Genomic DNA, 23527 nt, shown 5'->3' with positions numbered 1-23527 from the left:
ATGGCACGATCTTCCAGTCTTCTTTATCTCGACGGCGTGTCGGTTTCCTTCGACGGCTTCAAGGCACTGAACGAATTGTCGCTGACGATTGCCCCGGGTGAAATGCGGGCCATCATCGGTCCCAACGGGGCAGGCAAGACCACGATGATGGACGTCATTACCGGCAAGACCCGACCGGACAGTGGCGAGGTTTTTTTCAACGGCACCGTGGACCTTACCGGCGAGGACGAAGCTTCGATCGCCGAACTCGGGATCGGCCGCAAGTTTCAAAAGCCGACCGTTTTTGAGAGCCATACCGTCTGGGACAACCTGGAACTGGCGCTCAAGGCACCGCGTGGCCCATTTGCGACCCTGTTTCATGTCATTTCGGGTGGTGAGAAGAAGCGGGTTGAATATCTGCTCGATCTGATCCGGCTTGGTTCGAAGAGAAGCGAGCTCGCAGCCAACCTCAGCCACGGCCAGAAGCAGTGGCTGGAGATCGGCATGCTGCTGGCCCAGGATCCGAAGCTGCTTCTCGTGGACGAGCCTGCTGCCGGCATGACGGATGCCGAAACCGCCGAAACCGCTGAACTTCTGAAGGATATCGCCAATGATCACTCGGTCGTCGTGGTCGAGCACGACATGGTGTTTGTGCGCTCCCTGGGTGTCAAAGTCACCGTTCTCCACGAAGGCTCGGTCCTGGCTGAAGGCTCACTCGACCATGTCTCAGCCGACGAACGTGTCGTGGAAGTTTATCTCGGACGATGAGGAGTAGGCTTTGTCTTTCGCGTCTCGTCGCTCGTGGAAGTGATACGGCGGTACCGAAAACGAACGAACCAACGGCCACAAGGCGCATCGCGATCAGCCAAGGGAAGTCAGCTCATGCTGCAAGTTGAAAACATCGATCTTCACTATGGCGCCGCCCAGGCGCTGAAGAAGGTTTCGCTGAAGGCCGAGACCGGCAAGGTAACCTGTCTGATGGGGCGCAATGGTGTCGGCAAGACGTCCACCTTGCGTGCCGTGGCCGGTCAGCACGGCATCAGCGCCGGCAAGATCCTGTGGGACGGCGAGGACATATCCTCGCTGGCAGCCCACGCCCGCGCCAAGAAAGGCATCGCAATTGTGCCGCAGGGACGCGAGATCTTCCCTCTTCTATCGGTAAAGGAAAATCTTGAGACCGGCTATGCCCCGATCCCGCGCAAGGAACGGTTCATTCCCGACACGATCTTCGAACTTTTCCCGGTGCTCAAGGACATGCTGTCCCGCCGTGGCGGTGATCTGTCCGGCGGACAGCAGCAGCAGCTCGCGATTGCACGGGCCCTGGTCACCCGTCCGAAACTTCTGGTGCTTGATGAACCGACGGAAGGCATCCAGCCTTCAATCATCAAGGACATTGGCCGGGCAATCTCGTGGCTGCGCGACCAGGGCACGATGGCCATCGTGCTGGTGGAACAATATTTCGAGTTCGCCCGTGATCTGGCCGACGATTATGCCGTCATGGACCGCGGCGAAGTGGTGCTCTCGGGCACGGGGGCCGACCTTTCTGAAACGGAAGTCCGTCGGTATCTGACTGTTTAGGCCAGGGGCACGTCTCCCAAAGCTCACTTTTCCGCCTCATCGTGGGGAGCCGCTTCGGAGGCGCCGCGAAGGATGATGGGGTTAGGTGTGCTGTTACCCGCATTTGACGCAGGCAGTGCAGTTGATAGGGTGCAGGCAAATCGCCCACCTCATCGTCCTTCCCAGCCGGATCGTCATGTCAGAACCACTTTCCAACGAAGCCATTTCCGCAATCACCGCTGCCGTTGACGCCGCATTCGAGGACGAGATCGCCTTCCTGCAGGAGATCGTGCGGGCAAGATCCCTTCGCGGTGAGGAGGCCGGTGTCCAGAAGATCATTGCAGACGCTCTCCGTGACCGTGCCTATGACGTCGAGACCTATGGGCTTGATGTGACGCAACTGCAGTCCCATCCGGCCTATTCTCCAGCCACTATCGACTACACCGACACGTTCAACGTCAGTGGTCGCAAGAAGTCTGCCCATGGCGGGCGTTCGTTGATCCTGAATGCCCACGTCGATGTCGTGCCCACTGCCAATCCGGCAAACTGGACCCATCCGCCGTTTGCAGCCGTGCGCGAGGGCGATTGGCTTTTCGGACGAGGCGCGGGGGACATGAAGGCAGGCCTCGCAGCCAATCTCTTTGCAGTCGATGCCATCGAGGCTGCCGGGTTCAGCTTGAAAGGGCCGCTCGAGTTCCAGTCTGTCATCGACGAAGAGGTGACGGGCAATGGCACCGCAGCTGCGATCATGAATGGTGCGACGGCGGACGCGGTTCTCATTCCCGAGCCGACAGACGAAGAGGTCACCTATGCAAATTCCGGTGTCATCAAGTTCCGGATCTCCGTCCAGGGCGTGCCGGCTCACCCACGTGAGCCGGAGTCAGGCCTCAGCGCAATCGAGGCGGCGTTCCTCGTCATCAACGAGTTGAAGGTTCTGGAAGCTCGCTGGAATGAGGAAAAGACCAGCCATCCCGGCTTCGACGACCTGCGCAATCCTGCAAGCCTCAACATCGGCACCATCAACGGCGGCGAATGGCCGGCGTCCATCCCGTTTGAATGCCGTTTCGAAGGCCGGATCGGATTTTATCCGGGTGACGCCCCGCAAGACCGGATGGCCAGCGTGGAACAGATGCTGAAAACGCTTGGTACGAAGGATCCCCGGCTTGAAAAAGCCAATCCAAAGCTCGAATGGATCGGGACATGTCAGGCAGGATATCTTCTTCCCGAAGGCAGCGACGCGGAAAATGCGCTCGCCGCCGCACACAAGATCACGTCCGAAACTGCGCTCAAACGGTCGATCATGGCCTGCTATCTGGATGCGGCTCTTTACGTGAACCATTGCGGCATTCCTGCCCTCACCTATGGCCCGCTGACAAAGAACATTCACGGCATAGACGAATGCGTGAACCTGCCGTCGCTGAAAAGAGTGACGAAGACGATCGCCCTGTTTACCGCTGCCTGGTGCGGCATCGCACAGACCTAGGCCAGTTCAGCTGCACCGAAATGAGGAGGCCCTTCTTCGCACAGGGCCTTCCTTCCGGAGGAGCACATCCCCTCTTTAGCCAGAAAAATGCTCCCGTTTTTTGTGTCGTTCCGTTAGTCTTCAAGACCGGGACGCGTTCAGGCAATTGCAGACGCCTCATCCTGTCCCTTTTCAGAGTAGTGTACGGAGCAGAATTTCAAAATTTCAAACAATACGATTTCAACGAACTGGTCTTTTGCTGCCGGTCCATGTAATTCGGGCAGCACCTAGCGGGCTTATGGTGATTGACTAGCGCCTGAAGACCACCCAGAAGCAGGAAAATTTAAAATGCGTGTTGCAATGATTGGGACCGGCTATGTCGGTCTGGTGTCCGGAACCTGTTTTGCCGATTTCGGACATGTCGTGACCTGCATCGACAAGGATGCAAGCAAGATCGACGCCCTGAACAACGGACAGATCCCGATCTATGAACCTGGGTTGCAGGAACTCGTTGCAAAGAACGTTGCCGAAGAACGCCTCTTCTTTACCACTGCTCCTGAAGAAGCGATCCGCAAAGCGGATGCCGTTTTCATTGCCGTCGGCACGCCGACCCGCCGAGGCGATGGCCATGCCGATCTTTCCTACGTTTATGCCGCGGCAGAGGAAATCGCACGACTGATCGAGGGCTTCACCGTGATCGTCACCAAATCGACCGTTCCGGTCGGCACGGGAGACGAAGTGGAAGCGATCATCCGCAAGACCAACCCTGACGCAGAATTCGCCGTCGTTTCAAATCCGGAATTCCTGCGCGAAGGCGCCGCCATCAGCGACTTCAAACGCCCCGACCGGGTGGTGGTCGGGACCGATGACGAGCGCGCGGTCGAAGTGATGCGTGAGCTTTACCGCCCGCTGTATCTCAACGAAACCCCGATCATCGTGACCCGCCGCCGCACATCGGAACTCACCAAATACGCGGCCAATGCGTTTCTTGCGGTCAAGATCACCTTCATCAACGAAATTGCAGACCTGTGTGAGAAAGTCGGGGCAAACGTCCAGGAAGTCTCGCGCGGTATCGGCCTCGACAACCGCATCGGCGGCAAGTTCCTGCATGCCGGCCCTGGCTACGGCGGCTCCTGCTTTCCGAAGGACACTCTTGCCCTCTCGCGGATCGCCGCGGATGCACAGTCCGATCTGAAGATCGTCGATTCCGTCATCGAGGTGAACGCGGCCCGCAAGAAGAAGATGGCCGACAAGGTGATCGAATTCATGGGCGGCGACGTAAGCGGCAAGACGATCGCGCTGCTTGGCCTCGCCTTCAAGCCCAATACGGACGACATGCGCGAAGCTCCGAGCATCGACATCGTGGAAAAACTGCAGGCTGCCGGTGCCAAAATCCGTGCCTACGACCCGGCCAGCATGGAAGAAGCCGAGAAGGTCATGTCGGGTGTGATGTTCTGCGATGGACCCTATCATGCCATTGAGAACGCAGATGTGGTTGTAATCGTTACGGAGTGGGATCAGTTCCGCGCGCTTGACCTCGACCGCGTCAAAACTCTGGTCTCTGCACCCAAGGTTGTCGACCTGCGAAATATCTACAAGCCGGACTACATGGAAGCCCGTGGCTTCGAGTACACCAGCGTCGGCCGCAGCTACTAAGCGGCCGGTTTCCACTCCAGAATATAATATCCTATGCGAACGTCGGGCTAACCCTAGCCCGGCGTTCAATTTTTTAAAAATTAATTAAATTTCACATCACTTTTGACGCCGGAACATTGCTCCCGTCGCGTCACTATGGTAACCAAACCCTTAATGGATAACAATTTTCCCGATCTTGTTACCCAAATATTAACGATACGATGGTGATTGCGACTGCCTCCAGACAGGATGCTGGCGCACATCAAGTGGTCTCGTAAATCGGGTTGAGGCTGGCATATCTTGGCAGACGAAACAGTATCTTACGAAGCAGATGATCACGGCCGCGAAGCGATGAATATCGCCGGCTTCGCGACGTGGGGCTATCCGCACCCCGACCTGCTCGATGCGACAAACCGTGCCTCCCGCGACCTCCGCCCGGCACGCGGAGTGATTCAATCCGGACTGAAGAAATGTATTGACCTGACCGGTGCAAGTGCCGGCCTTCTACTGCTTTTTCCCTTATTTGTTGCACTCGCGGTTGCAATAAAACTGACAAGCCGCGGACCGGTATTTTTCCGTCAGTGGCGCTACGGTTTGAATGGCAAGAAGTTTGCCGTTCTCAAGTTCCGGACGATGCATGCCAACCAGTGCGACAGCACCGGGATTTCGCAAACCGTTGCCAACGATCCGCGTGTCACATTGATCGGCGCCTTCCTGCGCAAGAGCAATTTCGATGAATTGCCGCAGCTCTTTAACGTGTTGCGGGGAGAGATGTCCCTGGTAGGTCCCCGACCGCATGTGCCCGGCATGCTGGCCGCAGGAATGCCTTATGAGGACTTCCACCCCAGGTATATGGACCGCCACAAGGTGCTTCCGGGCATCACAGGCCTGGCACAGGTCAACGGCTTTCGCGGGGAAACCAAAAACCCTCATGCGGCCCGTATGCGGCTGGCCTATGATCTTGCCTACATCGAGCGCCAGTCGGTTATCCTTGATGTCAAAATCCTCGCGACGACGGTCGCCAGGGAATTCTTCAACGGCAACGGCTACTGAACCGCCGGGAAATCCTCAAACAGTGTCACGGGCGGAGACGCGGGATCATGCGTCTGCGCACAAAGTCGCCATGCGCTGCAGGGCAAGCAGGTAACCCTCCACACCGCAGCCAGCAATCACCGCATCCGCCCGGGCTGAAACGTAGGAATGGTGCCGGAAGCTTTCCCGTTTGTGGATGTTGGAGACATGAACCTCGATCACCGGGCAGGTGCAGGTATTCAATGCGTCCAGAATTGCGATCGACGTGTGCGTATAAGCCGCCGGGTTGATGATGATACCCGCGGCCGCTTCCCTCGCCTCATGGATCCAGTCGATCAGCACGTGTTCGGCATTGCTCTGATGGAATGCAATCTCCAGCCCCTTGGGCGCAGCGGCGGCCTCACACATCGCACGGACGTCATCCAGGGTCTGAGCCCCGTAGATCTCCGGTTCCCGCTTGCCGAGCAGATTGAGATTCGGACCGTTCAGAACATAGATGATTTTTGCCATTGAATTTTCCCTAGACCTTCGTCGACAACTTGCCCCGCACTGGCGATTTTTACCAAGAAATTCGAAGATTTCCGGCAAAAGTTTGTGGACGATTGTTATCGGAGGTGATACCGCGGTCCCGCATCCTTGCGACGCTCGGTTTTACGCATTATTAACTATAAAACTCCAGTGTGAGAAAAAATCGGCTCATCGGGTAACCATGATTAAACTCCGCGAACGGTTGGACACACTTGAAGCTTTGATGGCCGCCATCGAAGGCTACCATCATCTCCCTATCGATGTTCTTTCCCAGTTCCTGCTCGACCACTACACGGTTGATCTTGACGTTCTGGCGCAGTTTGCCGAAGCGGCAGAAAGTGCCCAAGCTCAAGGCGCATCGTCTTATGCGGCAGCGGAAAATCGCGCGACAGCACAGTCGGCCGCCTGACGCGTCCACATCACATTCAGCTGAATTTTACGCTTAACCGATCGCGGTGAGATTACCGTCGCCTTCGCCGCCCTGCTGTTGCGGCTGGCCGGGGCCACCTTGCCAGATCTTCTGGCGGTTCCGGATTTCGCGCGGAGCAGGGCCGAAATAGGTGGCCGTCTTGATGAAATCGCGCGGGTGCAGGATCACGCTGGAAACGCGCTGATACAGTGCCTTTGCCGAGATCGGCTTGGACAGCAACTCGTGCACGCCGAGCCGGCGCGCTTCCACGATCCGGCTACGCTCGGTGTGAGCGGTCACCATGATAATCGGGATATAGGCGAAGGGATTGTTCGGACTGCGGATCATGCGCACCATGTCCGCCCCGTCCAGGATCGGCATAACCCAATCCAGAATAAGGATGTCAGGGTTCGCCCGGTCCATGGCTTCAAGGCCGGACGCGCCGTCTTCAGCCTCGACAATGCGCCGCGCACCGAACCCCTGCAGCATGGTGCGCAGGATGGTCCGCATGTAAGCACTGTCTTCGACCAGCAAGAATGTCAGAGAGGCAAGATCCAGGCTCACCTAGTCCTCCTTGTTTGACTTAACCTTTGCCATGAAAGTCTGAACAATGAGTTAGTCTCCGGCCGCGAGGCGCCCACAATCATCCGCCGACGCGGCATCGACTTTGAATAGTTTCGGAAAGGCTGAGAAATTACTCGCAATACACTGAGGGATTTCACCTATTGGTAATATTGCGCTCAATTAATCTTTTGGCTGGTTCGATATTAACGGGACTTTCAATTGTACGCCCCCATCTTTCAGGCAAGAAATCGAACTGAATGAGCAGCCTTTTGCAAACGATTGTAAGAACCATGTCCCGGGATCCTGAAACGTTCGGGGAAGACGATCCGCTCCCTATGGAGCATGAACCGTCCGACCTCGGCACAAATGCAAGACTGAGAGACAATCTCCTTCTGCTTGCCGGCATAGGGCTCGTCCTGCTTGCCACAGGCATGGCCCTGTCCAACGTCCTCTCCTAAGCTGCCCGTTGTGCCTTGCCGCGGCAGGGCTCAGGCAAGGCGCGGCTTCCGGGCACTGAAGAGTGCCACGCACCCGATCCTTTCAATCTTCACCTCGGCAAAGCGTTTTTCAAGTTCCGCTCGCAAAGTGTCCTGCGTGTCGGCTTCGTTCGAAAAGACACCCTTGCGGTTATAGATCTGCATCAGCTTGCGGGCGGCACCGGACCGCGGCGCATCGCCTTGCAGGATGGTGGAGCCAAAGACCGTTGCTCCATCTTCGAGATGCGGTACCGCATGATCGAAGATCACTGCCTTTTCAGTCATGGTGCCCGGAAGGCAATGAAGCACGTAGTTGAGGCCGATGGTCTTGAAACTGCCGATGTCTTTTGGCCACGGCACGAGTGCATCTGCCTGAACGGTGACGGGGTTCAAGCGGGCAATCCTGGCGGCAGCCTTGTCGAGGCACTCCCGGTTGGGATCGAGCAACGTCACCCTTGGATCTGCAACGGGAAACCTGGTCTTGTCCAGGAAGTAACCGGTGCCCACGCCGATATCCAGGTGCTTGGCGGAAACATGCTGGTCATAGCGCGCGACCAGATGAGAGCTCGGACAACGCCAGATCCAGCGGTTCGACAAACCCAGCACCAGGGCATCGTAGATGGCCAGCGACGTTCTGGAATAAACGGCGTAGCCCGGTTTGTGCGCGTCCGGAAACGAATCCATGCATAGCTCCAGTTACCTAAAGGAATGCATGGGGCTAGGCGCACGGGAACACAAAGTCAAGATTGCCGGCAACTACTTGTCTGGCAGGTCGTCGTCGTCAAGGATGCGCCATTTGGCACCTTCGAGATCGTCATACTGGCCGCTTTTCAAGGACCAGAGGAAAGCCCCCAGCCCCAGCGCTCCCAAGAGCAGTGCAATCGGTATCAGATAGATCAGAACGTCCATGTCGATCTCATTCAGCAGCCTGTTGCTGTCGCAACGTGGGTGCGTTCGCTCCCGCGTTCCTGCCGCCCTCTCCCCAGCGCAGCTTGAGGGCGTTTGCGGTAACTGCCAGCGACGATGCGGACATCGCTGCTGCCGCCATCAAAGGTGTGACGAAACCGGCCACGGCAATGGGCACGGCAATGATGTTGTAGACGACCGAGATCCAGAGGTTCTGCTCGATTGCCGCCCTTGCCCGTTTCGACAGCCTGAGCGCATCGGCCACCGGCTGCAATTTGTCACCGAGAAAAACGGCGTCTGCAGCGGCCTGACTGAGATGCACGGCCGAGACAGGCGACAGCGAGACATGCGCCCCGGCCAGCGCCGGTGCATCATTCAGGCCATCGCCAACCATCAGGACCTTGCGGCCACTGGCCTGGAGTTCTTCGAGACGCGCAATTTTCTGGGCGGGCTTCATGCCCGAGCGCCAGTCCGATACACCCAGCACAGCCGCGCAATCGGCCACAGCAGGTTTCGTATCCCCGGAGAGAATTTCAAGCGCGTAGCCGGCTGATTTCAACTGATCGACCACTGCCCTGGCATCCGGCCGCAGCCGTTGCCGGAAGGCCAACAGGCGGGCAGGATCCCTGCCAAAGCGGATAGCAAGCAGAGAGGCTCCCGGGTTCGACTGCAGTGCGGCCTCGACCTGTTCGTCGGATGCTTCGCAGAACAGCGGGCTGCCAAGCCGCAGACGCTGTCCGGCAACCAGGGTTTCAAGACCCGCCCCGGATGTCTCGCTGACGTCCGGCAGAGGCTGCAACGCTCCTGTTGCCTTGACCAGGGCTGCCGACAAGGGATGCCGACTTGCCAGGGCAAGGCGTCCGGCCAGCGCAAGCGTTTCGTCATCTGGATCGATGGAACCGCACAGATCCGGCTCGGTAAGCGTCAGCGTACCGGTCTTGTCGAACAGGATGGTGTCGATATCCGACAATCGTTCGATGGCATCGCCAGAATTGAGCAGGATTCCACACCGGAAGAGCTGCCCGGATGCCACTACTTGCACAGCAGGAACCGCCAAACCGAGCGCGCAGGGACAGGTGATGATCAAGACGGAAATGGCGATGATCAGGGCTGGCTGCCAGTCGAGCCCGGCCAGCAACCAGCCAAGAAATGTCAGCGCAGCCGCACCATGCACCAGGGGCGCATAAAGGCGGGCGGCGCGGTCGGCAATGCGCACGTATTTGGATTTGGCCTGGGATGCAGCTTCCAGCAGGCGGTTGACCTCATCCAGCAACGTCGCGCCGGAAGCAGCCTGAACCCGGACCTGCAACACCCCTGCTCCGTTTAAGGTACCGGCGTAGACCCGCTGACCGGCCGCAACCGGCACCAGCACGCTTTCACCGGTCACAAGGCTTTGGTCGATCTCGGAAACACCGGTTTCAACCACACCATCCACCGGCACCCGCTCGCCGCCCGATACCAGAACCAGGTCACCTGCGGCGATTTTTGAAAGCGGTACTTCGCGGACAGCGCCGTCGGAATGGATCAGCGCGGCAACTTCCGCCTTCAGCGCGGCGATGTTCTCTGCAAAGGACCGCGTCCGCCCCCGCATGTTGTGGTCGAGATACCGCCCGACCAGCAGGAAGAACAGCAGCATAACGGCGGATTCGAAATAGGCGTGATGTTGGTGCTGGATGGTCTGGACGACCGACAGAGCGACCGCCAGTGTCACGCCGATCACGATCGGCACATCCATGTTCAACCGGCCGGCAGCCAGGGCGTTGAAGGCGCTGCGAAAGAACGGCCGCCCGGAGTAGGCAACTGTCGGCAAGGCGATCAGCGCAGACAGCCAGTGGAAGAAATCCCGGGTTTCCGGGGTGATGTCGGTGGCATTGCCCGACCACACGGAAACGGACAGCAGCATGATGTTCATGCCGGCAAAGCCGGAAACCGCCAGGCAGCGCAGCAATTGTTTGCCGGTCTTGTCCTGACGCTCCTTCTGGCTTGCCGGATCAAACGGGTGGGCCTTGTATCCGAGACGTTCCAGCTCGGCGACGATCTCGTCAGCCCCGGTCTGGTCTTCCGACCAGTCGACGGCGAGCCGCTGGCTGGTCAGGTTGACGCGTGCCGCCCGGATGCCCGGAAGCCGTTTCAGACCTCGCTCGATGTCTCCCATGCAGGCAGCGCAGGTAATGCCGTCGACGGCAAGGTCCATGTGGACCGCACCGTCTTCGCCCGGCGTCACGAATGCCTGCCAATCACGCTGATGGACCGTCACGGTACGTGCCTCAGTTCTTGACGAAGATCCGGTTCTCGGACCGGAATTTCCGTTCGCCATCCTGTTCGATTTCCAGGATGAGTGTCCAGTTGCCGTCGGCAAGGTTCTCGACTGCTCCGACATAGCGCCCACCGCCGTCAGCCGTGAAATCGACCTTCACGTCGGCGTCGTCATGAACCGGATTGCGCAAAAGGGCATGAAGGACCACCCCGTAAAGCGGCGTTCCCTGCGCATCGTTGGCCGTGACGACCAGCTTGCCATCCGCACTGCTGGTGCGGGTAAATTCGGTCGAGACCTGCCAGTTCAGGTCTGCCTGAGCCTTGGCGGCCGCGATTTCCTGGTTGTAGGCCTGTCCGGCTTCATAGGAACTTTCCACCACCACGCCCGGGAAAGACCCGAGCGCGAGATAGATGAACACGGCGTTGGCGGTAAAGATCACGCCAAAGAAGGCAAGAAGCCAGACCAGGACCGTCTTTCCGGTGATCGCCTTGGGATCTTTCATGTTCGATTGAACCATCGTCATTCTTTGCTCCTCAAGGTTTTTCCGGTGCCTTGAACGTGTCTTTGGCTGTGACCACTTCGCCCATGACGCTTTCGGTGATCCGGAAGGTAACCGGCGTCGAATGTGGCATCTTTGCCCAGGGCGGCGATGTCACGAGAATACGGACTTCCCGGGTCGTGTCAGGACCGACAGAGATGATCGGACGGCCGGCGAAGGTGTCCTCCGTACCGACGGCTTCCACCATCGTGTTGGCCGGCATGCCTTCCACATGCAGCATGAAATGGCGCTCGTGGCGGCGTTTGTTCGACAGACGCACTGTATAGCCGTTGCGCACGGACCCGTCCGACTGCTCGACGAACACCGGGTTTCTGTCATGCAGAACGCTGATATCGGCGAAATCACGATTGAGCAGTGCGAACAGCATGATACCGCAGACCACGGCGATGATGCCGACATAAATGACCGTTCGAACGCGGACGATCTCGTAGACCGATTCCTTGCCTTCCAGGCGGCGCTGGATGTTTTCGTCCGTATCGTAGCCGATCAGTCCCTTCGGCTTGCCGATCTTTTCCATGACGTTGTCGCAGGCATCGATGCACAGGCCGCACTGGATGCAGTCGAGCTGCATGCCCTTGCGGATGTCGACACCGGTCGGGCAGACCTGGAAGCACTGGTAGCAGTCCACGCAATCGCCAGCAGGCATGCCCTGGTCGGCAAGTTTCTTGTTTTGCTTCAGGGAACCACGCGGCTCGCCCCTGTCCCAGCGATAGGTGACGTTGAGGGCCTTCTCGTCGGTCATGGCCGCCTGGATGCGCGGCCACGGGCACATGTAGATACACACCTGCTCCCGCATGAAGCCTGCCAGGAGATAGGTCGTCGTGGTCAGGATGGCGATCCAGACATAGGCAATCATCGGTGCCTGGAAGGTCAGGAGTTCCCATACCAGGGTCGGTGCGTCGTTGAAGTAAAGCACCCACGCACCGCCCGTCCACCAGGCGATCATCAGCCACAGGAAATGCTTTGTCACGCGCTTGCGGACCTTGTCGAAGGTCCAGGGGTCCTTGTCCAGCACGATGCGCTCGCGCCGGTCGCCTTCCACCTTGCGCTCGACCCAGAGGAACAGGTCCGTCCAAACCGTCTGCGGGCACAGATAGCCGCACCAGACGCGTCCTGCGACCGCGTTCATCAGGAACAGTACCAGCGCTGCAAGAATCAGGAGACCGGTGAGGTAGTAAACTTCCTGCGGCCAGATCTCGATGAAAAAGAAATAGGCCCTGCTGCCTTCCATATCGACAAGAACAGCCTGGCTTGGAGCATCCGGGCCGCGGTCATACCGGATGAAAGGCAGGAAATAATAGATGCCCAGCGTGATGAACAGCAGCGCCCACTTGATCCTGCGGAACAGGCCGTGCGTCGCCATGGGATAGATCTTTTTGGCTGATGCAAACCATTCATCGGATTGCGCGCCCTCATGCGTCTCGGTGTCCGTAGACATACCGTCCGTCCTCTTCAACGCGATCCTGCCCCAATAGGATCTTTGGAAAATCATTCGCCACCCACCATTAGCAGCGAGTGCTCAAAATAAACCGGCGCAAAGCGTCACACTTTGCGCCGGATCAAATCGTTCAGGCTATCTGGCGCATTTGTCGCACCAGATCCGCAGGAATTACTGCCCGCCCCCGAAGGAGTGGACGTAGACCGTCAGCGACTTGATGGTCGCCGGATCGAGACGATCGACCCAGGCCGGCATCACGCCGTTGCGCGGATTGTTGATCTGCGCCTTGATGGCGTCCAGCGACTTGCCATAGAGGTAATTGGCAGACAGCAGGCTCGGCGCACCGACATCCTGAATGCCCTTCAGGTCTTCGCCGTGGCAGGCTGCGCAGTTGTCGTCATAGACGGTCTGCCCCGCTGCCAGATCGACGCCTTCGTCGGTCTCAAGTCCCGCGCGGGATGCGACGAAGTTGGCAACCTGATTGATCTCCTCGCGGCTCAACAGCTCATCACGGCCGAAGGCTGGCATTTCGCCGATGCGTGCTTCGTCATGACCGGACCTGATACCGAATTCCAGCGTGGTGTGGATGTTATCCAGCGTGCCACCCCAGATCCAGGTGTCGTCCTGCAGGTTCGGATAACCTTCCGCACCCGTGCCGCCGGAACCGTGGCACGGTGCACAGTTGTCACCGAAAGCTGCCTGGCCGTTGGCCCGGGCAAATTGCAGCAGCTCCTGATCAGTGGAGATGTCCTCAAGCGAGGCTGCCACGATCTTGTCGGCAAAGACCGACCGGTCGGAGATCCCCTTGTCGTAGGCTGCGATCGCCTCGGTCCGCTGGTTGGCACCCAGTACACCGGTGGTGTAGCTGGAGACCAGCGGCCAGGACGGGTAGAGAACCCAGTAGATCACCGCCCAGACAATGCAGGCGTAGAACAGATACAGCCACCATTTCGGCAGAGGATTGTTCAGTTCTTTCAGACCGTCCCATTCGTGGCCGGTGGTTTCGACCCCGGAGATCTGGTCGACTTCCTTGTTATGTGTGTCTGCCATGGATCAGTCCTCCCGAAACGGGATTTGAGCAGCGTCGTCGAACTTTTTCCGGTTCTTCGGCCACAATGCGTAGGCCAGAACGACGCCAAACAGGATCATGAAGTAGAGTAGGCCCCAGGTTTGTGCGAAGCCTGCGAATGCTGAGTATGTCTCGTTCATCGCCCTTACCTCGCGTTTGCCTTGTCGTCATAGATCGAGAAATCGACCATGGTACCCAGAACCTGGAGATAGGCGACAAGCGCGTCCATCTCGGTCACTTCCCTCGGGTTGCCGTCGAAATCGCGGATCGTGGCATTCGGCCAGCGTTCCTCGAAGCCATCGGCCGCTTCCGTATCCGGTCTCGCCTGACCGAGGATGTCAGATGCGGCATTTGCGATCTGCTCTTCGGTATAGGGCACGCCGATCACGGTGTTGACCGTCAGGTGAGACTCGATGTCCCGGGTGTTGAGGCGGTTTTCAGCCAGGAACGGATAGCCGGGCATGATGGACGCTGGAACCAGCGAGCGTGGGTCCTTCAGGTGCTCCACATGCCAGTCGTCGGAGTATTTGCCACCGACGCGGGCCAGATCCGGACCGGTACGCTTGGACCCCCACTGGAACGGATGGTCGTACATCGATTCCGCAGCCAGCGAGAAATGACCGTAGCGTTCCATTTCATCGCGCATCGGACGCACCATCTGCGAGTGGCACAGATAGCAGCCTTCGCGGATGTAGATATTGCGTCCGGCCAGTTCGAGCGGCGTATAGGGCCGCACGCCTTCGGTCTTTTCGATCGTGCTCTTCAGATAGAAGAGCGGAGCGATCTCGACCAGGCCGCCGATGGCGACCATGACCAGAATGCCGATCAAGAGAACGAAGGAGTTCTTTTCAAAGACTTCGTGTTTTTTCCATGCAGACATAGTCTGTCCCTCCCTTATTCGGCCGGAGCCAGGGAGCCAGCCGGCGTGGCATCGGCTTCTTCAGCCTCGCCGTGACGGACGGTCATCCAGAGATTGTAGGCCATGATCACGGCGCCGAGCACGAAGAGCGCACCGCCAAGAGCACGGATGATGTAGAAGGGATGCATCGCCTCGACGGTTTCCACGAAGGAGTACTCCAGGAAGCCGAGCTGGTCGTAGGCGCGCCACATCAGGCCCTGCATGATACCGGACACCCACATCGCGGTGATGTAGAGAACGATACCGATCGTGGACAGCCAGAAGTGCAGGTTCACGAGCTTCAGCGAATACAGCTGACGCTTGTTCCAGAGCCACGGGATCAGGCAGTAGATCGCGCCGAACGAGATGTAGCCAACCCAGCCCAGGGCACCGGAGTGCACGTGACCGATGGTCCAGTCGGTGTAGTGCGACAGGGAGTTGACCGAGCGCAGCGACATCAGCGGACCTTCAAAGGTGGACATGCCGTAGAAGGCGACCGAAACCACCATCATGCGCAGAACCGGGTCGGTCCGCAGCTTGTCCCATGCACCCGAAAGCGTCATCAGGCCGTTGATCATGCCACCCCAGGACGGCATCCACAGGATGATGGAGAAGGTTGCACCCAGCGTAGACGCCCACTGCGGCAGAGCCGTGTAGTGAAGGTGGTGCGGACCTGCCCAGATGTAGATGAAGATCAGCGCCCAGAAGTGCACGATGGAAAGACGGTAGGAATAGACCGGCCGCTCCGCGCGCTTCGGGATGAAGTAGTACATGATGGCAAGGAAGCCGGCGGTCAGGAAGAAGCCCACCGCGTTATGGCCGTACCACCACTGCACCATGGCGTCCTGAACCCCCGACCAGACGATGTAGGACTTGGTCGAGTAGATCGAGACCGGAATGGTCAGGTTGTTGGTGATGTGCAGCATGGCAATCGTGACGATGAACGCCAGATAAAACCAGTTGGCCACGTAGATATGCGGTTCCTTGCGCTTCCAGAGCGTGCCCAGGAACAGCAGCAGGTAGGCCACCCAGACGATGGTCAGCCACAGGTCGGCATACCATTCCGGCTCGGCATATTCCTTGCTCTGTGTCGCGCCGAGCAGATAACCCGTTCCCGCGATCACGATGAAGGCGTTGTAACCCAGGATCACGAACCAGGGCAGGATCTTGCCGGGCATGCGCACGCGGCAGGTACGCTGGACAACATACATGGACGTTGCCAGCAGCACGTTGCCGCCGAAGGCGAAAATCACCGCGGAGGTGTGCAGCGGGCGCAGGCGCCCGAAATTGGTCCACGGCAAATCAAAGTTCAGCGCAGGCCAGGCCAGCTGAAGAGCGATGATCAAACCGACCGTGAAACCGGCAATGCCCCAGAACATTGCCGCGACCGCACCGAATTTGATCGGTCCGATGTTGTAGTTTGGTTTGCCGTCGATTTCGGCCGGAATCACTTCCCCGCCGTCATCGAAGTAGTTCTTGAAAATCAGAAACACGCTGACGGCGGCGAACAATGCGCCTATGCCAGCGTGGAATGCCATGACCTGATCGAATGTCTTGCCTGCCACGATGATGCAGGCAAACGCAAGCAGCACAAGGAAGATGGCGAAGCCGCCTTCCTCGAGCGAGATCATTTTGGCCTTGTTTTGTGCCATTTTAGCGCCCCAGTCTTGAAATCGTTACAAGGTGCCAACGATGGCACGACCATGCACACGACTCTGAAAATGCCGCGTTGATTCATATCAACATGCCAGCAATTGGCGATGTCGGAACAGCCTCCAAAGGTCAGATTGCATTGCGTAAATTGTCGCGGGCAAGATGAAGGCACGCCGTGAAAGGGATGTGACGCCCGCCTGAAGGACGTAGGCCGGTTTGCGGCAACGTCCTGGCCCCCTTGCTCATCCGCCGGCCTTGCGGTTTTCCGAAGCCAAGGAGCGGGAAACGTGTTACGCCGTTCTTCCCTCCGCTGAAGGGCGTTGCTTTCTGGCGCGTCCGATGGCCCCTGATCTGCCGCTGACGACCTTCCACCTCGACACGGGACCCCTCCCTTGAACGCTGCATCTCAAAATGGCGCAAGCCTCCATCCCAATATCATCGGCAGCCTCTGGATGGTGGCTGCGATGGCCGCCTTCGCATTGGAAGATGCCTTCGTGAAGCAGGCTGCGGCACAGTTGCCCGTGGCGGAAATCCTTGTGCTGTTCGGCGTCGGCGGAACCATTGCTTTCTTCGGCCTTGCCACTGTCACGGGCGAAAAAGTTCTCAACCGGGACGTTTTCTCGCCTGTCATGCGAGTTCGCTTCGCCTTCGAACTGGTCGGCCGGCTGTTCTATGTTCTGGCGTTGGCCCTGACGCCGCTCTCCTCGACCACTGCCATTCTCCAGGCAACACCGATATTCGTTGTGCTGGGCGCTTCCCTGTTCTTTGGCGAAAAGGTCGGGTGGCGCAGGTGGACAGCAATCTTTATCGGCCTTGTGGGCGTCCTGATCGTGCTCCGGCCGACCAGCGACAGCTTTTCTTTGCTTTCGGTCCTGGCCGTCATCGGCATGCTTGGCTTCTCCGGCCGCGACCTTGCCAGCCGCGCTGCGCCGGCGACCCTCAGCACCAATATCCTCGGGTTCTACGGTTTCCTGACGATCATAATCGCCGGTCTTGTCTATGGTCTTTGGGACAGGTCCGCCTTCGTGGTGCCTGACACAACCGCCCTTCTCGCCCTCGGAACCGCAGTCTTCTGTGGTGTCTTTGCCTATAGCGCTCTGATGAAGGCCATGCGCACCGGAGAAATCGCCACCGTCACACCGTTCCGCTATTCGCGGCTCCTGTTCGGCGTCCTGCTCGGCGCCGTCTGGTTCAACGAGCGGATCGACGCGCAGATGCTGGTTGGCTGCACCGTCATCGTCGGATCGGGACTGTTCATCCTGTGGCGCGGCAACAAGGCGAAGACCCGGCGCACTTGAAACTGGAACAACCTTTCAGGCACCTAGCCCATCTGACGCAAGGCCTGCAGCACCTGACCGGCCGCACCTTTGCCCCGGCTTGCCGGAAGGGCCCACAGGCAGATCTGACGCTGTAGCGGGACAACTGCTGCAAGAGGCGCCACCAGGGTGCCGGCGGCAAGCTGATCTGCGACAAGTGAGCGGTGCGCCATAAGTACGCCTGCGCCGTTCAGTGCTTCTTCGACCGCAAGAGCATAAAGCGAGAAGACAGGTCCGCGTGGCGCAAACCCCTCGCCCGACATAGCTTCATCCGCCCATATTCGCCAATCGTCTGCCCAGGCCGTGTCCGTCAGACAAACCGCCTCTTTCAGATCACCAGGCTGCTTGAGCGCCTTTGCAAGCGCCGGTGTGCAGACCGGCAGCAATTCGTCTCCCGAAAACGCGATCCCGTTGTCCGGAACGCTGTCGCAGTAGAACAGGCAGAGATCGAATGGCACCCGCTTCAGGTTCGGCGGTGTTTCAAGGGCTGTGACCGAAATGTCGATCTCCGGCAACTTCTCGCGTAGCTGCGGCAGTCTGGGGGCCAGCCAAAGCTGCGCCAGGGCCGGCAGAGCCGCAATGTGTATCCTGCCGGGTGCAGCATCACGCCTCAGGTCGCGCACCGCAGTTCCAAGCTGGTCGAATGCGGCGACAAAACCCGGCAGTGCCCGCTGGCCAGTGGCCGTCAGGCGGACCCCCTTGGCATGCCGCACGAACAGGGCCGCGCCGATTTCCTGCTCCAGCGCCTTGATCTGCGCTGCCACGGCTCCGGGTGTAACCTGCAGTTCCGCCGCGGCCTGTGCAAACCCACCGAGGCGCGCGGACGCTTCGAACGCTCTCAGTGCGTTCAGCGAAGGCAGTCTGGGGACGGGAGGAGCTACCGACATCTGTAAGACCTATTTTTTCTAGCCCTCGAATTTCTAAAATCTGATTTGCGCGAACACAAGCGGAGATGGACACTTTGTCCAAATAGAACCGGAGTTCCGACATGACCGCGCAAGACAAATGCCCCTGGCTCCCCGCTGTGGCTGCCACCCGTATCGACGAGATCACCCAGGCAACTTCGCCTCTCGGATCCGAAGCAATTGCCGCGCGCATCGAAGCGCTGGCCGAGGCCAACAGGACCATCCACGAGAAAGACTGCTTCAATCTCAACCCCGCAACCAACCTGATGAACCCGCGCGCAGAAGCCTTGCTGGCAAGCGGCATGGGGTCCCGTCCCTCGCTCGGCTACCCGGGTGACAAATATGAGATGGGCCTCGAAGCCATCGAGGAAATCGAGGTGATTGCAGCGAACCTTGCCTGCGAGATCTTCCAGTCGGCTTATGCGGAAATCCGGGTCGCCTCGGGCGCGCTGGCAAATCTCTATGCATTCATGGCAACCACAAAGCCGGGCGACGCCATCATCGCACCGCCTGCGTCCGTCGGTGGCCACGTCACTCACCATGCGCCGGGCTGTGCCGGTCTTTATGGCCTGGATATCCACGAAGCACCGGTCGATGCCGACGGCTACACGATCGATCTGGAAGGTCTGCGCGCCCTGGCCCTGAAGGTTCGGCCGAAGCTGATTACCATCGGCATGAGCCTCAACCTGTTCCCGCACCCGGTGAAAGAAATTCGGGCCATCGCCGATGAAGTCGGCGCCTTTGTCCTTTTCGATGCAGCCCATCAGTGCGGCATGATTGCCGGTGGCGTCTTTTCCGACCCGCTGTCGGAAGGCGCACATCTCATGACCATGAGCACCTACAAGAGCCTGGGTGGTCCCGCTGGCGGGCTGATCGTCAGTAATGACCAGGATCTTGCCCGAAAGCTCGACAAGATTGCCTTTCCGGGGCTGACAGCCAACTTTGACGTTGCAAAGTCTGCCGCGCTCGCCATCACCCTTCTGGATTGGCGCGATTTCGGCAAGGCCTACGCTGCCGAAATGGCCGCCAGCGCCGGTGCGCTCGCCGCTGCTCTCGAAGCAGAGGGAATGCCGGTGTTCACTACCGCCAAGGGGACAACCGCTTCACATCAGTTTGCCCTGGAAGCGGCAGCCCTCGGCGGCGGTCAGGCAGCTTCGAAGAAGCTTCGCCAGGCAGGGTTTCTGGCGTGCGGAATCGGACTGCCGATAGCGTCCGTCGACGGTGACATGAACGGCCTGAGGTTCGGAACACCGGAACTGGTCCGCTGGGGCATGACGACGGTCGACATGCCAGAGCTGGCCAAACTGATAGCCGAAGCGCTGCGGTCGAACGATCCGGCAGCGATGTCAGGACGTGTGGCCAAATGGCGCCGGAGTTTCAACACGCTCCACTTCATCCACCCTTGAGAAGCGTCACTCAACCTGCAGATCGGCGGTTCTTTGTTCCGCACTCAGGACCGCCAAGCAGGATCAGTTGCTTCGACGCCCCAGAACAAGTCCGGTGATGAAAGGCAGCAGCAGCACCATTCCGGTAAAGCGGGCGATCTGGTGCGCAGCCACAAAGGCGGGGTCGAGATCCAGCATGAATGCGAGCAGCGTCATCACCTCAAGTCCGCCCGGCGCATAGGCAAGCAGGGCCTGGCCAAAGGGAATGTCCACCAGTTCGGCAACGATCCACGCCCCGGCAAGCGAGGTCAGGAACGCCGCCGCAAAGGCGGCCATGGATGCGCCGAGCACGCTGAGAAACTGGCGCAGTGTCATGGACGCAAAGCGGCAACCGATGTGAGCGCCCATCATGACAAAACACGGCAGCACGATGTAGCCCGGCAGGACAAGGACCAAGAGACCGGATGCATTGAGGCCGGCACTCATGAAAAACGCCCCTGTCAGACCGCCACCTGGAACTCTGGCCTTGATGGCAAGCCAGCTTGCCGCGAGGCAGAGCGGTATCCCGATCAGGAAGTCTTTGAGACCGGAGACATAAATCGTGCCGCTGCCACCGCCTGCCGGTTCTGCGGAGGACACAACGGCGAAAGGCAGCACCGCCACCAGAACGAACAGACGCAAGGACTGGCTGGAAGCGATGCGGGGAAGGTCCGCCCCTCGTTCGGTGGCAAGGGCTATGACATAGGAAAGTGCGCCGGGAATGGCGCCGAAATAGGCCGTTTCCCTGGACCATTTTGCCCCGTAGTGCAGAACCGCGTAGCCCGCGAACGTGACCGCCACCATGACAGCGATCAGCATGGCCATGGACACCGGCCACTCCGCCACCCGGTCAACGATATCGGGATGGACACCCGCCCCCATGGAGATGCCGATCATGACGAAGAGCGCGTCTCGCAGCGGGACCGGCATGAGCGTCGGCACTTGCGCAAGCGTTGCGATGGCAACGAAGACCATAGCGCCCGACAGCCAGGCCGCGGGAAGCCCGAACAGGTTGAATGTTGCTCCTCCGGCAGCGGCAATGAGAAGTGTGACCGCAAGTCTTCCGGCGGCAGATTGAAACGAATTGGCAGGCATCGGGAACCGTTGAGCTTGGAATGGCTCCTTGAGCTATAAATGGATTGATCGGCCAGCGCATGGTTGATTGCATGGATCAACATGTACGGCCTGTATTTTATCAGGCGGTTGTCCCCGGCAACTGCACAGGACGGGGCTCTGTGAAAGGTTTACCCTCAATTCCTTCCAGTTCACAGGCCCTGTGTATCGCCGGGCGCATTTCCAGTTGTTCGCACAGGGCGCGCAGGTGGGGCGTCGCCGCCAGGGACCACTTGCCCTCATTACGATAGATCTGCGCCCACCTGGCACAGGCAGCAAGATAGTGGTCGAGGATGGAAAGGTCCTGTCCCAGGAGAAATGGTCCACTCCAAGTGGCAAGTTCAGTTTCCAGATGCGCGAAACTGCCGGCGATCCGGCGGGTCAGCCCAGCGTGAAGGCTCAAGGCCGTCTCCGGTTCGCGAACATATCTTTCCGGCTTGAAGGAGATCCGAAGGTCGGAATGCAGGGTGTTTGAGAGAAAAAACAGCCATTTCAGAAATCGACCGCGCTGTGGAGAGGCCAGCCCCGGGGCCAAACGGCCGTGCGCATCTGCCAGATGCAGAGCGATCGCGGCGGTTTCGAACATGGGGGCATCCTGACCCGGCACTTCCAGAACCGGGATCAAACCTTGAGGATTGAGCCGCCGATATGCTTCCGAATTCTGTTCGGAGATCAACCTGTCAACAGCCACGTAGTCATAGGGCAGACCCAGTTCTTCCAATATCATCCTGACAATGAAATTGGCGCTGTCAGGCGAACCGTGCAGGCGATAGCGCTCCAGACCCTCAGGTTTCCGGGTCGGCTCAGTTGCGACAAGCAAATCGGTCACCCCACAGCTCTCCATCAAATTGCGTGTCTTTCAAACGGCTGGACTTGAGCGATATCAAGGCACGACCGGGCGAAGGACGGATAGATCGACACATGATGAAAGATCCGCTCTCCTACGCCATGCGCAACGTACCGCGCTATACAAGTTATCCGACAGCACCGCATTTTCATGACGGCGTAACGGCCGGCGTTTATGCGGACTGGCTCAAGGCGCTTTCGCCGCAGGATTCGCTTTCGCTGTACCTGCATGTCCCCTATTGCCGTGAGCTCTGCCATTATTGCGGCTGCCATACCAAGGCGACCCGTCAGGATGCGCCGCTCAAGGCCTATGCAGCGACACTCGGCCAGGAAATCAATCTGGTTGCCGGGCACATGCCGAATGCCGGTCCTGTCCGGCACATTCACTGGGGCGGCGGCACCCCCAGCCTTCTGCCACGGCAGAGCCTGATCGACCTCACCGGCCTGATGCGTGTCAATTTCGACCTTGCACCGGACCTGGAACATGCCATCGAACTCGATCCGAGGCTTGTTACGGAACAGCTCGCCGAGACGCTGGCCATCATCGGAGTGAACCGTGCCAGCCTTGGCGTTCAGGACTTTGATCCCGACGTTCAAAAGGCTATCGGCCGTCTTCAGCCCTACAGGGTCGTCAAACAGGCCGTAGAGTTTCTGACAGCAGCCGGTGTCACCGCGCTCAATTTCGACCTGATGTACGGATTGCCCGGCCAGTCGCCGGAAACGATACTCGATACGGTGGAAAAGACGCTCTCGCTGGCACCCGGGCGCATTGCCCTGTTCGGCTATGCCCATGTGCCCTGGATGCGCAAGCATCAGCGCCTGATTGACGAAAGCACTTTACCGAATGCCGCCGAACGGCTGGCCCTTGCGGACCTCGCCCGCGCGGAACTGCTCAAGGCCGGTTATGTCGCCATTGGGCTTGATCATTTTGCCCGGCCGGACGACAGCATGGCCATCGCCCTTTCGGACGGCTCCCTGAAGCGCAATTTCCAGGGCTATACGACGGACCAGGGCGAACAACTCGTTGGCTTCGGCGTCTCTTCCATCGGACGTCTGTCTGCCGGCTATGTTCAGAACATGTCTGATGTCGGCAACTGGCGCCGGGCAATCATGGCGAGCGAATTGCCGGTTTCCAAGGGCTTGGCGCTTTCTGCCGACGACCGTTTGCGGGCACGGATCATCGAAGAGCTGATGACCAACTATGCCTGCGATCTCGTACCGGCCTGCCGTGCTTTCGGCCTGCCGACAAGTCACTTGAACGATGCTTTCGATGCCTTGCAGGACCTGGCCGCCGACGGCCTGGTCCATCTGGAAGTGGGCAATGAAACTGCCAGGGTTGAGGTAACTGAGGCCGGACGGCCTTACGTACGTCTCGCAGCCGCCGCCTTTGACGCCTACCTGGCGGCGAGCCAGGCAAGTGGCAAGGCTCGGCATTCTGCCGCGGTTTGAAGAAAATGGCCCCGAGGCGAGACCTCGGGGCTGACTACCGAACTTGCCAGCT

The 23527-nt window shown here is 59.1% G+C and carries 24 protein-coding genes; 10 read left to right on the top strand and 14 right to left on the bottom strand.

Annotated features, from left to right (window positions below; translation table 11 throughout):
• The 5 genes from urtD to J7447_RS01570 all read left to right on the top strand — a co-directional run bounded on the left by urtD (position 1) and on the right by J7447_RS01570 (position 5686).
• Positions 1-747 carry an urea ABC transporter ATP-binding protein UrtD gene (gene urtD, locus J7447_RS01590; RefSeq protein ID WP_023001728.1) on the top strand — a complete coding sequence of 249 codons (747 nt, stop codon included), beginning with the start codon at positions 1-3 and terminating at the stop codon, positions 745-747.
• A 114-nt stretch (positions 748-861) separates the two neighbouring features.
• Positions 862-1557 (top strand): urea ABC transporter ATP-binding subunit UrtE, encoded by a 696-nt coding sequence (gene urtE / locus J7447_RS01585; protein WP_023001729.1) that lies wholly within the window; start codon positions 862-864, stop codon positions 1555-1557.
• 175 nt (positions 1558-1732) lie between these two features.
• Complete coding sequence (locus tag J7447_RS01580) at positions 1733-3019, top strand: ArgE/DapE family deacylase (RefSeq protein WP_209168537.1); 1287 nt, start codon at positions 1733-1735, stop codon at positions 3017-3019.
• A 327-nt stretch (positions 3020-3346) separates the two neighbouring features.
• Positions 3347-4654: a UDP-glucose/GDP-mannose dehydrogenase family protein gene (locus J7447_RS01575; RefSeq protein ID WP_055658191.1), complete on the top strand. Its 1308-nt coding sequence runs from the start codon at positions 3347-3349 to the stop codon at positions 4652-4654.
• Positions 4655-4933: 279 nt separating this feature from the next.
• A complete protein-coding gene (locus J7447_RS01570; protein WP_286188862.1) occupies positions 4934-5686 on the top strand; it encodes a sugar transferase in 753 nt (250 codons plus the stop codon).
• 45 nt (positions 5687-5731) lie between these two features.
• On the opposite strand, the gene aroQ is transcribed toward J7447_RS01570, so the two are convergent.
• Entirely contained in the window at positions 5732-6175 is a 444-nt protein-coding gene (aroQ, locus tag J7447_RS01565; protein WP_055658186.1) for a type II 3-dehydroquinate dehydratase, read from the bottom strand.
• Here aroQ and J7447_RS01560 point away from each other — a divergent pair.
• On the top strand, positions 6162-6602 hold the full coding sequence (locus J7447_RS01560) for a hypothetical protein (RefSeq protein WP_209168536.1): 441 nt from the start codon (positions 6162-6164) through the stop codon (positions 6600-6602). The two genes, aroQ and J7447_RS01560, sit on opposite strands and share 14 nt — an antisense overlap.
• Positions 6603-6635: 33 nt before the next feature.
• Here J7447_RS01560 and J7447_RS01555 read toward each other — a convergent pair whose 3' ends face one another.
• Complete coding sequence (locus J7447_RS01555; protein ID WP_051990227.1) at positions 6636-7112, bottom strand: response regulator; 477 nt, start codon at positions 7110-7112, stop codon at positions 6636-6638.
• Positions 7113-7423: 311 nt separating this feature from the next.
• Between J7447_RS01555 and J7447_RS01550 the strand changes: the two genes are divergently transcribed.
• Complete coding sequence (locus tag J7447_RS01550) at positions 7424-7624, top strand: hypothetical protein (RefSeq protein WP_023014640.1); 201 nt, start codon at positions 7424-7426, stop codon at positions 7622-7624.
• 30 nt (positions 7625-7654) lie between these two features.
• On the opposite strand, the gene J7447_RS01545 is transcribed toward J7447_RS01550, so the two are convergent.
• From J7447_RS01545 to ccoN, 9 genes are all read right to left on the bottom strand, one after another.
• A complete protein-coding gene (locus tag J7447_RS01545) occupies positions 7655-8326 on the bottom strand; it encodes a class I SAM-dependent methyltransferase (RefSeq protein ID WP_209168535.1) in 672 nt (223 codons plus the stop codon).
• Between the two features lie 72 nt (positions 8327-8398).
• Entirely contained in the window at positions 8399-8551 is a 153-nt protein-coding gene (ccoS, locus tag J7447_RS01540; RefSeq protein WP_023001738.1) for a cbb3-type cytochrome oxidase assembly protein CcoS, read from the bottom strand.
• 7 nt (positions 8552-8558) lie between these two features.
• Positions 8559-10805, bottom strand: coding sequence for a heavy metal translocating P-type ATPase (locus tag J7447_RS01535; protein ID WP_353653737.1), 2247 nt, complete (start codon positions 10803-10805; stop codon positions 8559-8561).
• Between the two features lie 10 nt (positions 10806-10815).
• Positions 10816-11328: a FixH family protein gene (locus tag J7447_RS01530; protein WP_077290594.1), complete on the bottom strand. Its 513-nt coding sequence runs from the start codon at positions 11326-11328 to the stop codon at positions 10816-10818.
• Between the two features lie 10 nt (positions 11329-11338).
• Positions 11339-12802 (bottom strand): cytochrome c oxidase accessory protein CcoG, encoded by a 1464-nt coding sequence (ccoG, locus tag J7447_RS01525; protein ID WP_075281454.1) that lies wholly within the window; start codon positions 12800-12802, stop codon positions 11339-11341.
• Positions 12803-12973: 171 nt separating this feature from the next.
• A complete protein-coding gene (ccoP, locus tag J7447_RS01520; RefSeq protein WP_023001742.1) occupies positions 12974-13852 on the bottom strand; it encodes a cytochrome-c oxidase, cbb3-type subunit III in 879 nt (292 codons plus the stop codon).
• Between the two features lie 3 nt (positions 13853-13855).
• On the bottom strand, positions 13856-14011 hold the full coding sequence (locus J7447_RS01515; RefSeq protein ID WP_006933670.1) for a cbb3-type cytochrome c oxidase subunit 3: 156 nt from the start codon (positions 14009-14011) through the stop codon (positions 13856-13858).
• 5 nt (positions 14012-14016) lie between these two features.
• Positions 14017-14751, bottom strand: a complete 735-nt coding sequence (gene ccoO, locus J7447_RS01510; RefSeq protein ID WP_077290595.1) for a cytochrome-c oxidase, cbb3-type subunit II — start codon at positions 14749-14751, stop codon at positions 14017-14019.
• Between the two features lie 14 nt (positions 14752-14765).
• On the bottom strand, positions 14766-16421 hold the full coding sequence (ccoN, locus tag J7447_RS01505) for a cytochrome-c oxidase, cbb3-type subunit I (protein ID WP_075281394.1): 1656 nt from the start codon (positions 16419-16421) through the stop codon (positions 14766-14768).
• A 393-nt stretch (positions 16422-16814) separates the two neighbouring features.
• On the opposite strand from ccoN, the gene J7447_RS01500 reads away from it, so the two are divergent.
• A complete protein-coding gene (locus J7447_RS01500; protein ID WP_023001745.1) occupies positions 16815-17720 on the top strand; it encodes a DMT family transporter in 906 nt (301 codons plus the stop codon).
• A gap of 23 nt (positions 17721-17743) precedes the next feature.
• Here the strand turns inward: J7447_RS01500 and J7447_RS01495 are convergent, their stop codons facing one another.
• Complete coding sequence (locus J7447_RS01495; RefSeq protein WP_209168533.1) at positions 17744-18625, bottom strand: LysR family transcriptional regulator; 882 nt, start codon at positions 18623-18625, stop codon at positions 17744-17746.
• Between the two features lie 101 nt (positions 18626-18726).
• On the opposite strand from J7447_RS01495, the gene J7447_RS01490 reads away from it, so the two are divergent.
• The gene (locus J7447_RS01490; protein WP_209168532.1) at positions 18727-20049 is read left to right on the top strand and encodes an aminotransferase class I/II-fold pyridoxal phosphate-dependent enzyme; all 1323 of its coding nucleotides are present in this window, start codon (positions 18727-18729) and stop codon (positions 20047-20049) included.
• Between the two features lie 63 nt (positions 20050-20112).
• Here J7447_RS01490 and J7447_RS01485 read toward each other — a convergent pair whose 3' ends face one another.
• Positions 20113-21162, bottom strand: coding sequence for an AbrB family transcriptional regulator (locus J7447_RS01485; RefSeq protein WP_075281397.1), 1050 nt, complete (start codon positions 21160-21162; stop codon positions 20113-20115).
• A 100-nt stretch (positions 21163-21262) separates the two neighbouring features.
• On the bottom strand, positions 21263-22009 hold the full coding sequence (locus J7447_RS01480) for a glutathione S-transferase family protein (protein ID WP_209168531.1): 747 nt from the start codon (positions 22007-22009) through the stop codon (positions 21263-21265).
• Positions 22010-22101: 92 nt separating this feature from the next.
• Here J7447_RS01480 and hemN point away from each other — a divergent pair, with 92 nt between their 5' ends.
• Entirely contained in the window at positions 22102-23475 is a 1374-nt protein-coding gene (gene hemN, locus J7447_RS01475) for an oxygen-independent coproporphyrinogen III oxidase (RefSeq protein WP_209168530.1), read from the top strand.
• Positions 23476-23527 lie beyond the last annotated feature (52 nt).

This window comes from Labrenzia sp. R5_0 (assembly GCF_017743835.1).
Taxonomy (GTDB): Bacteria; Pseudomonadota; Alphaproteobacteria; order Rhizobiales; family Stappiaceae; genus Roseibium; species Roseibium algicola.
The sequence above is the reverse complement of the archived record's forward strand: the minus strand, read 5'-3'. Positions and strand labels throughout refer to the sequence as shown.